This is a genomic window from Gracilibacillus sp. HCP3S3_G5_2 (genome assembly GCF_052063305.1).
Taxonomy (GTDB): domain Bacteria; phylum Bacillota; class Bacilli; order Bacillales; family Amphibacillaceae; genus Gracilibacillus.
Genome location: NZ_JBQHXU010000004.1, coordinates 346,101 through 361,647 on the forward strand (window position 1 = coordinate 346,101; position 15,547 = coordinate 361,647).

General features: G+C 38.0%; 15 protein-coding genes. 3 read left to right on the plus strand and 12 right to left on the minus strand.

Annotated elements, in window-relative coordinates; all coding sequences use genetic code 11:
- The first annotated feature begins 340 nt into the window (after nt 1-340).
- Nucleotides 341-1,867: a glycine betaine uptake BCCT transporter gene (locus ACTNEP_RS08655; protein ID WP_441161464.1), complete on the plus strand. Its 1,527-nt coding sequence runs from the start codon at nt 341-343 to the stop codon at nt 1,865-1,867.
- 103 nt (nt 1,868-1,970) lie between these two features.
- On the opposite strand, the gene ACTNEP_RS08660 is transcribed toward ACTNEP_RS08655, so the two are convergent.
- From ACTNEP_RS08660 to ACTNEP_RS08710, 11 genes are all read right to left on the minus strand, one after another.
- Nucleotides 1,971-2,918, minus strand: a complete 948-nt coding sequence (locus ACTNEP_RS08660; RefSeq protein WP_441161465.1) for an NADP-dependent oxidoreductase — start codon at nt 2,916-2,918, stop codon at nt 1,971-1,973.
- A gap of 114 nt (nt 2,919-3,032) precedes the next feature.
- Complete coding sequence (locus tag ACTNEP_RS08665) at nt 3,033-4,223, minus strand: MFS transporter (RefSeq protein ID WP_441161501.1); 1,191 nt, start codon at nt 4,221-4,223, stop codon at nt 3,033-3,035.
- A 203-nt stretch (nt 4,224-4,426) separates the two neighbouring features.
- On the minus strand, nt 4,427-5,182 hold the full coding sequence (locus ACTNEP_RS08670) for an SDR family NAD(P)-dependent oxidoreductase (protein ID WP_441161466.1): 756 nt from the start codon (nt 5,180-5,182) through the stop codon (nt 4,427-4,429).
- Between the two features lie 53 nt (nt 5,183-5,235).
- Nucleotides 5,236-5,997 carry a VOC family protein gene (locus ACTNEP_RS08675; RefSeq protein ID WP_441161502.1) on the minus strand — a complete coding sequence of 254 codons (762 nt, stop codon included), beginning with the start codon at nt 5,995-5,997 and terminating at the stop codon, nt 5,236-5,238.
- A 28-nt stretch (nt 5,998-6,025) separates the two neighbouring features.
- Nucleotides 6,026-6,820 (minus strand): pyrroline-5-carboxylate reductase, encoded by a 795-nt coding sequence (proC, locus tag ACTNEP_RS08680; protein ID WP_441161467.1) that lies wholly within the window; start codon nt 6,818-6,820, stop codon nt 6,026-6,028.
- A 96-nt stretch (nt 6,821-6,916) separates the two neighbouring features.
- Complete coding sequence (locus ACTNEP_RS08685) at nt 6,917-7,741, minus strand: MetQ/NlpA family ABC transporter substrate-binding protein (RefSeq protein ID WP_441161468.1); 825 nt, start codon at nt 7,739-7,741, stop codon at nt 6,917-6,919.
- A gap of 56 nt (nt 7,742-7,797) precedes the next feature.
- The gene (locus ACTNEP_RS08690) at nt 7,798-8,811 is read right to left on the minus strand and encodes a uroporphyrinogen decarboxylase family protein (protein WP_441161469.1); all 1,014 of its coding nucleotides are present in this window, start codon (nt 8,809-8,811) and stop codon (nt 7,798-7,800) included.
- A gap of 20 nt (nt 8,812-8,831) precedes the next feature.
- The gene (locus tag ACTNEP_RS08695) at nt 8,832-9,491 is read right to left on the minus strand and encodes a methionine ABC transporter permease (protein WP_441161470.1); all 660 of its coding nucleotides are present in this window, start codon (nt 9,489-9,491) and stop codon (nt 8,832-8,834) included.
- A complete protein-coding gene (locus tag ACTNEP_RS08700) occupies nt 9,491-10,510 on the minus strand; it encodes a methionine ABC transporter ATP-binding protein (protein ID WP_441161503.1) in 1,020 nt (339 codons plus the stop codon). Before ACTNEP_RS08700 ends, ACTNEP_RS08695 begins: the two co-directional genes overlap by 1 nt.
- A gap of 30 nt (nt 10,511-10,540) precedes the next feature.
- On the minus strand, nt 10,541-11,701 hold the full coding sequence (locus tag ACTNEP_RS08705) for an amidohydrolase (protein WP_441161471.1): 1,161 nt from the start codon (nt 11,699-11,701) through the stop codon (nt 10,541-10,543).
- Nucleotides 11,702-11,755: 54 nt separating this feature from the next.
- Nucleotides 11,756-12,430 (minus strand): GntR family transcriptional regulator, encoded by a 675-nt coding sequence (locus tag ACTNEP_RS08710; RefSeq protein WP_441161473.1) that lies wholly within the window; start codon nt 12,428-12,430, stop codon nt 11,756-11,758.
- A gap of 502 nt (nt 12,431-12,932) precedes the next feature.
- On the opposite strand from ACTNEP_RS08710, the gene ACTNEP_RS08715 reads away from it, so the two are divergent.
- Entirely contained in the window at nt 12,933-13,487 is a 555-nt protein-coding gene (locus tag ACTNEP_RS08715) for a hypothetical protein (RefSeq protein ID WP_441161474.1), read from the plus strand.
- A 278-nt stretch (nt 13,488-13,765) separates the two neighbouring features.
- Here the strand turns inward: ACTNEP_RS08715 and ACTNEP_RS08720 are convergent, their stop codons facing one another.
- Complete coding sequence (locus ACTNEP_RS08720) at nt 13,766-14,674, minus strand: helix-turn-helix transcriptional regulator (RefSeq protein WP_441161475.1); 909 nt, start codon at nt 14,672-14,674, stop codon at nt 13,766-13,768.
- A 76-nt stretch (nt 14,675-14,750) separates the two neighbouring features.
- Between ACTNEP_RS08720 and ACTNEP_RS08725 the strand changes: the two genes are divergently transcribed.
- Complete coding sequence (locus ACTNEP_RS08725) at nt 14,751-15,206, plus strand: VOC family protein (protein WP_441161476.1); 456 nt, start codon at nt 14,751-14,753, stop codon at nt 15,204-15,206.
- The last annotated feature ends 341 nt before the right edge of the window (nt 15,207-15,547 follow it).

Below are 15,547 nucleotides of genomic sequence, written 5' to 3' on the forward strand. Positions count from 1 at the left end.
AATCACACGACAAATTAACCCCATCTATCAAGGGGTTTTTTCAAGTATCATTGTTATTCAATTAATAATTATCGAATAACTGTCAAGAACACTGCCATCATCATGATTAGAATACCTCCACACATTTACTTTCTTCCATCTTAAAATATCGAATCGTAAAAATCAATCATTTATAGTATTTTTTACTTTCATGATAACACATGCCATCTATTAACCGAATAGCATACTCTCAGAATCAACCAACTTGCTTTTTTTACCTAATTACCTAAGGGAAATTTGCTATTTTTTGTCGTTTTAGAGATAATGTAATAGTTTTAGAATTTGAAATTGAGGTGAAATTGTGAAAGAAAAAGGATCAGTATTTTGGATTTCCATTTCTATTTGCGCAGCACTTGTCGTTTGGGGCATGATTAATCCCGATCATCTGCAAGCTATTACTTTACGTATCACTACCTTTATTTCAGAAGCTTTTGGATGGTATTACTTAATTTCTATCATGATATTTTTAGGTTTCTGTATCTTTCTTATCTTTTCGCGCTTTGGCAAAATTAAATTAGGTAAGGAAAAGGATACGCCTGATTATAGCTTACCTTCATGGTTTGCCATGTTATTCAGCGCCGGAATGGGAATGGGATTAGTATTCTGGACTACCGCAGAGCCAATTTCCCACGCATTTAAAAGTTCTCCATCGGCTGCAGTAGCGTCTAACCAAGCTATAAAAGAGTCGCTGCAGTATTCTTTTTTCCATTGGGGGATTCATGCTTGGGCAGTATATGGGGTTGTAGCACTATCGTTGGCATACTTTAAGTTTCGTAAAGATCAACCGGGTTTGATTAGTGCCACACTCACACCTATATTAGGGGAGCAAAGCATGCAAGGCATTGCCGGTAAATTAATTGATATACTAGCTATTTTTGCTACAGTAGTAGGTGTCGCATCTACACTTGGCTTCGGGTCTGCTCAAATTAATGGCGGGTTATCTTATTTATTCCATACACCAGATACATTCAGTATGCAATTACTGATATTAGCTATAGCTACTGTTCTATTTATCATATCGGCATGGTCCGGTATCGGTAAAGGTATTAAATACTTAAGTAACATTAATATGATACTTGGATTTACTTTGCTAGTTCTGTTATTCGCCGTAGGGCCAACTTTATATATTTTAAACATGTTTACATCTACGATCGGCAGTTATATTACCAACTTCTTTGATATGAGCTTCCGCATATCACCTTTAAACGAAGCAGGTCGTACATGGATTGATAATTGGACGATCTTCTATTGGGCTTGGTGGATTTCATGGGCACCATTTGTTGGTATCTTTATCGCGAGAATTTCTAGAGGACGTACCATTAAACAGTTTATGTTAGGTGTTCTATTCGTACCCGCATTAGTGTGCTTTATCTTTTTCGCTGTTTTTGGTGTGTCAGCTTTAAACATTGAGCAAAACGGGATCGACTTAATCTCCAATTATTCCTTGGAAACAACAACATTTGGTGTACTACAGCATTATCCTTTAGGTGAGTTAATGTCCATTATCACGATAGTGGTTATCGCTATCTTTTTCATTACTTCTGCGGACTCTGCTACTTTTGTGCTTGGAATGCTGAGTGCAAATGGGTCCATTAATCCTTCTAGTTCTATTAAAATCACTTGGGGACTTGCAATGTCAGCAATGGCAGCTATAATCGTTTATTTTGGTGGTACACAAGGATTGCAAAATATGTTAATCATTGCAGCACTGCCATTCTCGATTATTATGTATTTGATGTTAGCTTCCTTTTATAAGACAGCACATCAGGAAATCGAAAAAAGAGGCAAACGAGAAAAAAAGAAAAAGCAAACATCTACAATCGATTAGACAAGCCAAAAAGCGCTATAAATTGGGTTCATATAGTACAAGTAAGAAAGCTTCCATCCTATGAAGGGGATGGAAGCTTAAGAGGCTAGTATAGCAAGCCTTTTTACTCATCTATCTTAATCACAATCTTCCCTACTGCATGATGCGTTTCACTTAAGGCATGTGCATCATAAACTCCTTGCTGTGTTAGCGGAAATGTGCTCCCTACAATGCTCTTGACTTTGTCCGCTTGTAAGAGATCAGCTATTTTGCTAAGCTGTTTGCCCTCTGGCTCAAGCCATATGCTTTTGGCAACCACATTCTTCGCTTTCGCCTTTTCCTGATCTGGCTCTTCTAAAACGGAAATAAGTCGTCCCGTGTTTTCCTTCAGTACATCAAAACTGTTAAGTTGCACTTCTCCACCCATCGTATCTAGTACAAGATCCATATCCTGTACGACATCTCTAAAATCAGTCGTACGATAATCAATTACCTCATCTGCACCGAGTGATCGAAGAAGTTCATGGTTCTTTTCGCTTGCAGTGGTATATACATATGCCCCTGCCTCTTTGGCTAATTGAATCGCATATGTTCCGACTCCACCAGCTCCAGCATGGACTAACACTTTCTCGCCTTCTTTTAAATGACCATGATCAAATAACCCTTGGTATGCTGTCATTCCCGCTAATGGTACGGCTGCGGCCTCCTCAAAGGATATATTAGCTGGTTTTTTTGCTAATAAATGATCATCAACGATCGTATATTCCGCATAAGTGCCAAAGCGCGTTGTTTCCGGACGAGCAAATACTTCATCGCCTTCTTGCCATTCTGTTACGGCTGATCCAACTGCTTCAATGACTCCGGCAACATCCCATCCAAGAATAATCGGAAATTCCCAATCAAACATTTGCTTTAAGTACCCTTCACGAAGTTTCCAGTCAATAGGGTTAATGGATGTTGCTTTTTCACGTACTAATACTTGGTGCTCCCCGAGCTCTGGCAACATAACTGTTCCTTCTTCTAATACATCTTTACTTCCATATTGATTAATAATCACGGCTCTAGTTTCCATGATGATTCACCCCTTTATAATTGTTCAGAGTTCATTCGAACTGAGATGAATATAGTACCACTAATAGTATTACCAAGAAAAATATTCTGATTCTGTTGGCTTCCTATGCCGTTATCACGAATGCAACGGATGGTGTTTGATACTATGCTTCGGTTCATGTCTAACTGTATAAAGTAGTACACATCCACTAACTAATAATAGTCCACTACTAAAATAGAAGACAGTGGCTATCGTATAGAATCCAGCAATCCAGCCACCAATGACAGGACCTATTATATTGCCTAAAAAGCGAATGCTTGTATTATAGCCTAACACTTCACCTTGTATACTTATTGGTGTGACTTGACGAATATACGCAGTCCTTATCGGAATAACACCGCCAATCGCCATTCCTAGTAAAAAGCGGACAAAGATTAATTGCCAAATATTATCTACTAATGCACCCGGAAAGAAAAATACAGCAGACAAGAACAGAAGGATAATTAACACTTTTTCATAACCGATACGATCCGCTAATTTACCCCAATTTCTTGACATAAAAAGATTCCCAAGTCCTGCTGCAGAAAAAGCAAGTCCGGAAAAGAATGCGATACTGCTTGGCCCATGTATTTCGTCTACATACAAGGATAAAATTGGTTGAATACTGAAGTTTGCAACTTGGACAAACATCGATACAATCATGACCACTATTAGTACAGGATTATACATAATATGTTTTAGTACTTCTATTGAGGAATAGCTTTCCCTCTCTGTCCTCGGTGTCTCTAGTTTGACCTCTTTTACACCAAATACCACAAAGCAAGCTGCGATAAACAATGTAATGGATGTTAGTTGAAAAGTGGCAGCATAGCCTATTGTATCTCCTAATACTCCGCCAAACAACGGGCCTAGTAAGCTGCCTGTTACATTCCCTGTTTGTAATGTTCCCAATACTTTTCCAGCTATATGTTTAGGTGTTTGTGTTGAAATAAATGCTTGGGACATAGAGATAAAGCCAGTGAAAAATCCCATAAACATTCGCAGAATAAAGAGTTGCGTGACATTTGTCACAAATCCCATCAGTAATACAGAGATCCCTAAACCGAAACCAGCTATAACTAAAAATATTTTTCGACCATGTTTATCACCAAATCTTCCCCATATTGGTGATACTATAAATGCAATTAGAAAGGTAATGGCAAATACCCAACCTGACCATTTTTGCACATCACTATCCGCATAATTGCCTAATGTTCCAATATATAAAGAAAGAAATGGGATAACCATCGTCATACTTGCGGCAATAAAAAAGTTCGCAAACCACATGATTGACAAATTACGCTTCACTAGTTGCTCTTGAGTTAAAATAGTACCCCTTCTTCTTTTATTTTATTTCGACTCCCTAAATATTATCATACGCCTATTATTGACAAATGGAAAATATTATGCATGCAAATAGAGGTATTCGAAATATTGTGTCTATTTAAGATAATAGGTCAACCTTAGTAGGCTGTCAGCAAAAAGGGGGCTTAAATAGATAGTCCCCCATCAATAGTAATATTACTACCATTCATGAAGGCTGCCTCTTCACAAGCTGCGAACAAAATAGTATGTGCAATCTCCGAGGTTTTTGCTAATCGGTTTACAGGCTGTCTTGCGAGGTACATCGCCTCCATTGCTTTGGGATCAGCGGCATTGTCAATCTTAGCTTGGACACCCTCCGTCATGGTTGTTCCAGGGGAAACACAATTAACACGGATGTTATCATTTATACAGTCCTTTGCTATCGACTTGGTTAATGCTAAAACGGCTCCTTTAGAAGCAGAATAGGCGCTCCGATTCTCATGCCCTTTTTCTGCTGCAACGGATCCTATATTTACAATAACACCTTCACCTTGTTTCTTCATTTCTTTGATGACATATTTAGAAACTAAAAAAGTTCCCTGTACATTTACTAATAGAGTCTCCAACAAATCCTCTTCTGTTGTCGTTTCAATTGTACCTGGTAAAACAACAGCAGCATTATTGACGAGTATATCGATTTGGCCATAGGTATCCGTCGCCGATTTCACCATCCGCTTCACCTCGTCTACCTTCGAAACATCTGCTTGTATAAATATTGCGTCTGCGCCATTCCCCTTTAATAGCTTTAATGTTTCTTCACCTCGATTACTCCTAGAGTTAATGACAACTTTTGCACCATTTCTGGCAAATTGTAAAGCCGTTTCTCTGCCAATTCCTGCACCAGATCCGGTAATTAACACTACCTTATTCGTAAAATCCATCTCCATTCCTCCTTTAACTTGAAAAAAATCGAGTGACACGTCTTACCACTCGATTAAAATTGATATTCACCTAAGCCTATTCTAATGGTTTTTCCTTTTAGGGATTTTGCATCTGTGTTAAAGATGAGTTGTTGCATTCGGTTTTCCGGACCTTTCTTAAAAACAAAATTTTGGTTCCCAACCATCAACTTCCTTTCATCTACTTTCACACCCTCACGAACTATCGCCAAACCAAACAATTCCTTCCAATGATTGGAAATTGCTACCGGATCACTTACATGAAATACAGCTTGTTCAATGGTTACATTACCGGCCGGATGCTTCCTAATGACACCAGAATCTATCATCTTTGCCCTTCTTATTTCATCTGTTTCTAACCACTGGATCACAAACGGATACGGTAATCCTTGATAATCACCGCCAATCGTCATCATTTTCCATTCAATTAGATTCCCTTGTGCATCTAATCGTTTACCATTCATTATCGGTGACATCTCCAAATCAAACGTTGATAAATGCTCTGCAACTGCTTCCATATCATCTGTCCTTAGCGCAACACGACTCAACACTTCGTGCTCCGGTAACAGTTTCACCGAATCTTTCACCACATCATTTGACTCTTCGATATTCTCCGCTATTGCACGATCCTCTACTCCTAAAAATTCAATGTAACAAAGATCAAAATAGCTTAACGCATTGTAGGTCCCCCATTGCTTATGGGAACCACCCATAAACGCAACCAAACCTTGCTCACGGAATTTTTCAATAGCTGCTTTTAGATCTTGCACATAGTGAACTGTATGATCCCATTTCATATCCGTCACCCAATCACTCCTATACTAGTTACTCTGTACCCAACTCTGTCGTCCGCTTGACCGCTTTGATTACACTACGCTGTAGACCCGCAGCAAAATCTGAGCTGTTTAACTCATGTAAGGCATGAATGCCTACCCCGCCAGCAGAATTATTAATATCAAGCAGTTGCCGAGGGTGCTTACCTGATTGCTTCAGCATTTCAACCGCACCTGCGACATTCTCCAAAGTAATTTGCCATGCTTGATCTCGTGACAAGCCTGCTAAAACGCCTGCATCTGCTAACGATTCAATAAAGTAATAGACATAATTTGGTCCAGCAACGCCGAAACCAGTAAATATATCAATTAATTTCTCCTCCACATACATGACTTTTCCGAAGCCTTTTAAAAATACATCCACTTGTTCAATAGTAGCCAACGAATTTAAGGCTACACCACTATAACCAAATCCTGTATTTGTTAATGTATTGGGAATCACTCGTGCTATTGCCCGCTCCTCCCCGATAAAACCAGTTAGCTTCTCTATGGTTACTCCCGCCACTATCGAAACTATGACAGCATGCTTGTTACTATGTTCACGGATTAACCTTCCAACAGATGCCAAATCGTCTTGTGGTCGTACACCAATTACGATGATGTCTGCCTTTTTTAAAGCGGACTCCTGTGTCTTTCTAGCCTCTACATGATAGGCTTCACTTAAATATGTGTTTCGTTCCTCAGAAATATCAGCCACTGTCATTTCCTCTGCGGTTGTCGTCCCATTCGCCAAAACTGCACGTATGATAGCTTCGACCATTTGACCGCCACCAATAAAATGTATCATGAATAAACCTCCTAAACTAATGTTAACCTGCAATCAACCCGTTTATCGAAATGTAATAAGCAGAGGCATCCATAGCCCCCGCTTGTTACATTCATCTTAGTTATTTTCCCAAGCTTCTGGTAAGATAAAGCCATCATATTTTTCTTCAGAGTTAATATACGCTTCAAATTCTGGAGATTCAAATGCTGCTTTTACATCCTGTGCCCATTGTGTATCTAGATCTTCTTCTAATATCGAAACAATAATACGGTGCTCCTCTGGTGTATCTTCAATTTGTAATGCATCAGATATCTTCATACCGGCATCTGCAATGTAGTTACCATTGACGACACCAAAATCAACATCCTCGAGCGATACTAGAATTTGCGCTGGGTCGAGTACTTCAAATTGAATATCATAATCAGCTGGTGATACACTATTCAAATTAAAATCCGTAGTCCCTGCATCCTCTTCTACTGTAACCCAACCGAGATCTTCTAAAATTCTTACCGCACGTTCTTGGTTAACAGGATCATTCGGTAGTGCAACTGTTGAACCGTCTTGAACGGCATCTAATGAATCATGTCTCACGGAACGTAAACTCTGTGGTGCACTAGGAGAAAAAGTTAGTCGTCTCATCTCAATTCCTAATTCTTCATTTATTCCTTCCATGTATGCAGTACTTTGAAACACACTTGCGTCAATTGCGCCCTCTGCCATCGCTGGGTTTACTTGCATGTTTTGGGAGAAAACTTCCATCTCTACGTTATAGCCTTGCTCTTCTAATATTGGTAAGACACCATTACGGAATTGTTCTTCATATGTTCCAACACCAAAGCCGAACACAAGATCTTTCTTATCTTCACCGTCTGCTTCGTCATTTCCACATGCTGCCAATAGTGAAACCATCAATAATACTGCTAATACGAAAACTTTCTTCATTTCTGTCCCCTCATTTCTCACTTTTTGTATTAATAAAATATTATCTAACTTCAAAACTACCACACGCTTCTTCGCAAAGTATTCAACGAAGCTTCTGTTGCTTTTACAGAAACCGCGCAGTTTGGAACTAATAAAAAGGCTTGATTTTCCATGATGTCTATTGCTTTTTTGGCTTGTTGTTCAATGAGTGTATCATCGTTTCCCTCAAAGAGGTGATGATCGACACCTGCCACCTTCGTCTTTTTCAATGGAATGTCTAGCCCTGGATTCCCTGCAGCTTCTGTATCCCAACTAATTCCTTCAACCGGATAGTCATCAAATCGTTCGGGTTGTGCATAAGCACCACATGTATGCAAAATTCGTTTTCCTTTTTTCATAGCATGCAGAACGATTGAATCATAAGGTCGGGAAAATTCATTAAAAGTTGCTTCATCAAATAGCTTTGGATGAGCAGTACCAGTTACTGCGTAAAATAAGCCATCTATCCCGATTTTTTCCAGTTCTTTTACATAGTTAGCTATTGTGATAGCAATCACATGAAGTGCACGATGTACACCACTACGTTCTGCTTCCAATAGTTGCTTAAAATCAACTGGGGCTTCACTCCCATACATTGTTTGATTAATATAAGAGGAGTTTCCTGTTAAAAACATCAATATCGTTAATGGTGAAAAAACCGTCTGGATGATCGGTGTTTCCGGCAATCCTTCTCTAATTAACTGAACCGCCTCAAGCTGTTCTTGAAGTGGAGCAGACTCAGTTACATCAACCTCCTCTATGCTCCAAACGTCTGCAGGCTTCTGAATGACTGCATGACGTTGTCTAGGGAATACCCAGCGATAATCATGAAAATCATACGTGTTACCGAAAGCTTCTGCTAAATAAGTCGCACGTGGGTTAATTTTTATCCAATCCCAGTCATATTGATGAGCAAAATTAATGGTTGCTTCCGCTAAGTCAGCTGCTGATTGTTCCTTATCCAAAAAATGATGCCAACCACTAACAATTGGCCGATCTGCTAATTTTCCGCTTAAATGCTGTTCGAATCGGTTCATTTTCACAGAAGACATAATACGAGGTCATTCCCTTCCTATTCTTTTCTTGCTTTACGTGCTAGTACATTACCTGATGATTGGATAACTTGAACAAAGATGATAAGGATAATAACGGTTGAAATCATCGCAAAGGTATCGAATCGCTGATAGCCATAAACAATTGCTAAATCACCAACACCGCCACCTCCTACCGTACCAGCCATTGCAGTCGCACCGATTAATCCAATTGTTGCTGTCGTAATCGATAAAATAAGTGAACCAAATGCTTCTGGTAATAAAAAATATCGAATAATTTGAAATGGGGTAGCACCCATTGATTCTGCAGCTTCAATAATACCAGGATTTACTTCAAGCAAAGAGTTTTCTACTAATCTAGCAATAAATGGTGCTATATAAATGATCAGTGGCACAATTGCTGCGTTAGTACCAATTGAAGTTCCAATAATCAAACGAGTAAATGGAATAATTGCAACTAAAAGAATGATAAACGGTACCGACCGTACGATATTAATAATCGGATTTAAAATAGAATAAATGATTTTACTTTCTATAATGCCTCCCGGCCTGGTCACAACTAGGGCAATTCCTAATGGTAATCCAATGAGTGATCCTACTAATAGTGACATTCCAACCATATAAAGCGTATCAATGCCAGCCTGCAAAAATTGATCTAAAGTTATAGCTGTCTCAAACATTATTCTACGACCTCCTCAATACTAGCACCTTTTTCTCTTAAAAAGGATAATGCCTTTTCCACTTCCGTTACTTCCCCTTCAAACTGCATATACATAATAACGAGTGTTGTATCCTGTATTTCGGTCATATTGGCGAATAAAATGTTTATTTTTAGATCAAAGTCTTTCATGAGGTGATAGACAATCGGATCGGATGCTGATTCACCTCGTACTTCCATTCTGAATACTCGACTATTTTCAGCTTTTTTCAACGTGCGCTTAACACTCTCTGGAATACTATTATGAATGACAGTCTTGACGAAATTTTTTGTTGTTGGATGCTTCGGTTGACCAAATACATCTAATACGGATCCTTGCTCAATAATTTCTCCAGCTTCCATTACCGCGACTCGATTACATACCTCCTGGATAACTGACATCTCGTGGGTAATGATCATAATCGTGATATTGTACTCCTTATTCACTCGTTTTAGCAGTTGTAAAATCGAGTGTGTGGTTTGCGGGTCTAGAGCGGAAGTAGCCTCATCACAAAGCAAAATTTTTGGATTTGATGCAAGAGCTCTGGCAATCCCTACGCGTTGCTTTTGACCACCTGACAGCTCTTTCGGATAACTTTTCGCTTTATCACTCAAGCCAACAAACTCAAGTAGTTCTATTACCCGCTCTTTTATTTCCTTCTTCGACATTTTTGATAGAATAAGCGGAATGGCTACATTATCAAAAATAGTTTTTGATTCTAATAGATTAAAGTGTTGAAAAACCATACCGATTTGCTTTTTCATCACGCGTAATTGACGATCAGATAAATCTGCAAGCACCTGACCATCAACTATTACTTGACCATCGGTAGGACGCTCTAAATAATTGACGAGACGAACTAGTGTACTTTTACCAGCACCACTATAACCAATAACACCGAAGATATCACCTGCTTGCACTTGTAGATTAATTCCTTTGAGTGCTTCGGTTATCACATCTTTTCGCTTATAGCTTTTATAAACGCTCTTCATCTCGATCATATTCATCTTCCCATCACCCTCTCCCAATCATTATCTCTCTATTAATTTACGTAATGCTTCTTCTGCTAAAACAACAAAATAGTTTGCACCTGGCAGCAGTGCTTTCTCGTCAACATCAAAACTTGGATGGTGCAATGCATAAGGCTTCCCTGTTCCGATATTGAGAAATGCTCCAGGTATTTGTTGTAAATATAAGGAAAAATCCTCCCCACCAAATTGAGGTTCTAGATGATAGTAAGTATAGCTTTGTTGCTCGGCAACATCTTTAATAACCTCTACCCATTCTGTGTGATTTACTGTTGCAGGTGGACCAGGGTACCATTTCAATTCTGCTGTTGCCCCCATTGCAGTAGCTATCCCTTCAATTGTTTGTTTCATTTTTTCAGGAATTATTTTTCTCACCTTTTCATCATGAGTACGTACTGTTCCTTCTAAGGTAACGGTATCTGGTAGTACATTCCACGTATTACCACCTTCAATCCTTGTAACACTTAACACAACTTGGTCTTTTGCACCTGTCATACGACTAACAATTGTTTGTAAAGCCATTGTAATTTGAGCAGCAGTGACGATGGAATCCACGCCAGTTTCTGGTGCAGCTGCATGAGCTCCGACACCTTTTACTTCAATCTCAAAACGATCTACCCCGGCTGTCAAAGCTCCAGGTCTTGACCCGATAGCAGCTAAAGGCAACTCCGGCCGATTATGCAAACCAAAAATGACTTGTACGCCATCTAGTCCTCCTGATTGGAGAACCGATTCAGCACCGTGTCCGGTTTCTTCTGCCGGTTGAAAAAGTACACGGACTTTTCCTGGAAGCTCTTCTTCTTTCGCTTTTAATAAGTAGGCTGCACCCAGTATCGTAGCAGTATGAAAATCATGGCCACATGCATGCATTTTGCCAGAAACTTCTGATGCAAAAGGTAAGCCTGTTTGTTCCTCAATCGGTAAAGCATCTATATCTGCTCGAATAGCTACAATTGGTCCTTCTTTTCTTCCAATTTCAGCAACTAATCCTGTTTCCAGTGGAAGATCTAGCACCTTTATCCCGACTTCTGTTAGCCAGGTACGAAGCTTGGCTGTCGTTCGGTATTCTTCATAGGAAAGTTCTGGTTCTTGATGCATATTACGACGGACTGCTATTAATTGATTTTCTAGATCCTCTACTATCTTTTGAAGTGTTAAATCCATGTATGAAAACTCCCTTCATTGTTTCCTTCTGTAGCGAAAACACGCTACATTTAGTTACTTCCACTGCTCATTCTGACGCTCTTTTTCATCAATTCGTTTAATAACATCCCTTAGACTACTTATTATATGTGCATTCATAGCCTTTTCAGCCGCATCACCATCTTTGTTTTTCACACATTGTAAAATCAAATCATGCTCCTCATCTGCATTTTCATTCCATTTCCCATACATCGACATTAATCGACAGTAGCGGTTTGCGTGGTCCTTCACCATACTTAACAGGTTGACAGTAGTTTTTAGACCACTTATCTCTGCTAAATAATCGTGGAATTCATTTCCGTAGGTCACAAAGACCTGACTGTGACCTAAACGAAAAGAGTTCCGTAAGTTCGCGAGTATTTTAGTAAGTACTTCGATATCACGTTTTGTTGCATTCATAGCAGCGTTTTTCGCAATTTTCCCCTCTAACATACTACGAATCATAAAAATTTCTTCTACTTCCTCTTTCATTACTGGAGCTACTTTAAGCCTTCCATTTGGTTGCCTAATAAGGAATTCTTCCATTTCTAACATTTGAATTGCTTGTCGGAGTGGGGTGCGACTAATCTCCAAAGTCCTTGCTAATTGTTCTTCTCTCACTATTTGATCCGGTTTTAATTCGCCATAAACAATTTTGTGCTTGATTTCTGAATAAGCAACATCTTTGGTTAATCGTCGACTCTGCACCATGCTCATGTCCTCCTCCCCCAGTAAATTAATTCTTATGTTCTTCATCATCTAAGCTTTTAAAGAAACTAATTCTCACTTGAGTAAATTGTTTAAAAATAATTGTATAATTGTATACATTTTTGTTTGAATACAATCTTTCTATCTCATTTAGCCGTAATGTAATAAGTCTACTCTTTTTTATAAATAAATGGATGTGCATATGATTATACTGTCTTGTGAATTTTTGAAAAATTCGATAAATTAGAAGTGTTATTTCACTGATTTATTTCTACAAGGACAGGAAGTGATAAAGACTCCTTTTCACCAGAAAAGTATTCTTTTATAACTCAACAATTCCTACCGTTTTACTTTGATATTTTTCTATACTTTAACATGACTAACAAAATTCTTCCAGCTTTTCTTAAGAATTTTTATACAAATTGAGCTAGCTTGCTTTTTTATGAAACGTTTTCCTTCTTGCAATCGTATAACAGTATGTAGAAAAAAAGCGTGGTGATAGAAAATGAAAATAGCAATAAGCATACTCATCATCGTAATTATCGGTTATCATTTGTATACATTCATTTATCTGTTAAGTAAAATGAATCGACAACCTATTTTGCCAAAAACTGAAGACGACATGAGTGAAATGAGAAGCCGCCAACTAACCAAATTAAAACCCCCTACTTATGCAGGGCAAAAACTAGGTATCATCTTGTCTACCTTTGCACTATTAATCGTAATTGCCTTATTCATTATAGGAGTCTTAAACCAGCTTAACTTAGCCTTTGCTCCATTGCTCTTTGTTCTATTATTCTCTAGCCATAATATGTTCAGTCAATTCTCTGTAAGAAATGACGGCATTATTAGTGGCGGAAAATTCATTGCATGGAAAAACATCCAGTCATTTGAATTTGTTCGTATTGATGTGAATCATCGAAATTATGGTCACTCCAAAGAAATTAACGATAAATATGAGCTAAAGATCAAAACAAAGTTTTCGTCGGTCGGCTGCCTTGTTTTAACTGATGAAATGAAAGAGAAGTTAACGCAAGTACTCAAAAAACATATATCATAAAGAAAAAATTACTTTATCCGGTAGACTAGTTAGATTTTCATATCGCTTGGGATACTTTTACAAAACAAAAGATAGGTTAAGCTAAGAATGCTTCAGCGGGGTAATAATAGGACCACACATATTAGCTATGGCTAAAATGTGTGGTCCTTCATTGCATATAAAGTGAGGCTCAGTCTCAGTTATTATTCTACCAATTAAAAAACTACTGGAGTAAGCAACCGTACGCATTTCTTACTTATACAGTTAATATTAAACTCCTCTGCTTAACACTGAAAATTCTATTTGTAGAGCTTCACTGCTTCCTCTAGAAAGTTTAAATATTTTGAGATAAAACCTTTTGGCTTCAAAATTTTAACTTTATTACCGAAACCAGCTAAAAATTGGTAGGAAAATTGATTCTCTGGTAATTCAATTGTCGCATGGTATTTTCTTGGGGTCACTTTTTTAACGGAATTTTTTCCGTATCTCTCAATAAATTGATCCCTTACAGCAACATCTATCGATAGATTTACATTAACTAATTTTTCTTGTTCTTTGTATTGTTTTTCATGTTGAAATTCCTGATCAGTCCTTGGAACAAAAAAACCGTCTTTTTTAATATTTAATATCCTCGTCAACTTAAATGTTCGATAGTCGTTCCGTTCTAAACTATAACCAAAAAGATACCAATGCATCTCCCTTAAATGTACCTTATAGGGTTCTACGAGTCTGTACGTTTTGTTTCCTATTTGATCCACATAATCAAATTTTAATAACCAATTGTTCTCCATTGCTTGCCTGATAAATAAAACTTCTTCGTTGATTTGGCTTCTTCCCGGCCAATCATAGAAAGTTAAATCAAGTGTTGGAGAAATATCTTCGCTGGTCATTCCTTTAATTTTTTTAATAGTCGTTTGAATCTCTTGATTGGTAATCAGTCCCTCAAATCCACCTAAAGCTATAAGTATATTTTCAATATCCTTGTGATTTAGTAATCGTTTATCGAATTTATACTCTTCCATTAGCGCATATCCCCCTTCAGCACCATATTCTGCATAAATGGGGATGTTTGCATAATTTAATGTTTCCATATCACGTTGAATCGTTCGTTTCGTTACATGAAAAAGTCGGCTGAATTCTGATGCCGAAACTACTTCTTTTTGTAACAAAATCATCACAATCGAGATAAGTCGCTCAATTTTTTTCATATTCCCCTCCAATATACGACATACATATGTCGCCTATGACCTATTATACTACAAATATAAAAAGGAGGAATAGAATATGAAAGCAATAACTTATCTACAATTTGATGGGAGAGCAGAAGAAGCGTTGGCCTTTTATGAAAAGGCATTATCAGTAACTAGTGTAAAAATGGTGAGATTTGGTGATTTTGGCCAAGATCCAAATGCCCCATTAAAGGAAGAGGAACAAAGCATGATTATGGAATCTCGTATTGAGTTTTCAGGGAATATTTTGATGATTTCTGATGTTCCACCTTTTATGCAAGCTACGACAGGCGAAATCACACATGGGAATACCATCCTAATCAGTATTATTGATGCTGATCCAGAAATGAATAAACAATATTTTGAAGGGCTTTCAGAAGGTGGTACTGTGATCATGCCGCTATCTTCTACGCCATGGTCGGCAAGTTTTGGAATGTTAGTCGATAAATTCGGGATAATGTGGAAGTTTAATAGTGAGGCAAGTAAATTTCTAGACGGTTATGTAGATTAATTTTGTATTATTAGGGGTTTCTTCAACATTTTCACGTAACACCCGGACAAAAACAGAATAGGCATATCAGACTCTGAAATTCCTATATGATTGGGGAATTTCAGGGCTTGATTTATTTCTATGATTGTATGGGATATTCAATTAGAAATTAAATATTTACTTTCGATTTAATTCGAGACTGTAAATATCATTTTCGCATCACACGCTGTACGGTATTTCGGTGTAACTTTATCTCGACTAAGTGTAGTAATAGCTATTTCAGCTTTTACAACTGCCCATCTTACTTCACTGTAATAAACGTTTTTGCTTATGCAAAAACACCTCCGGATAGTATTTGTTTG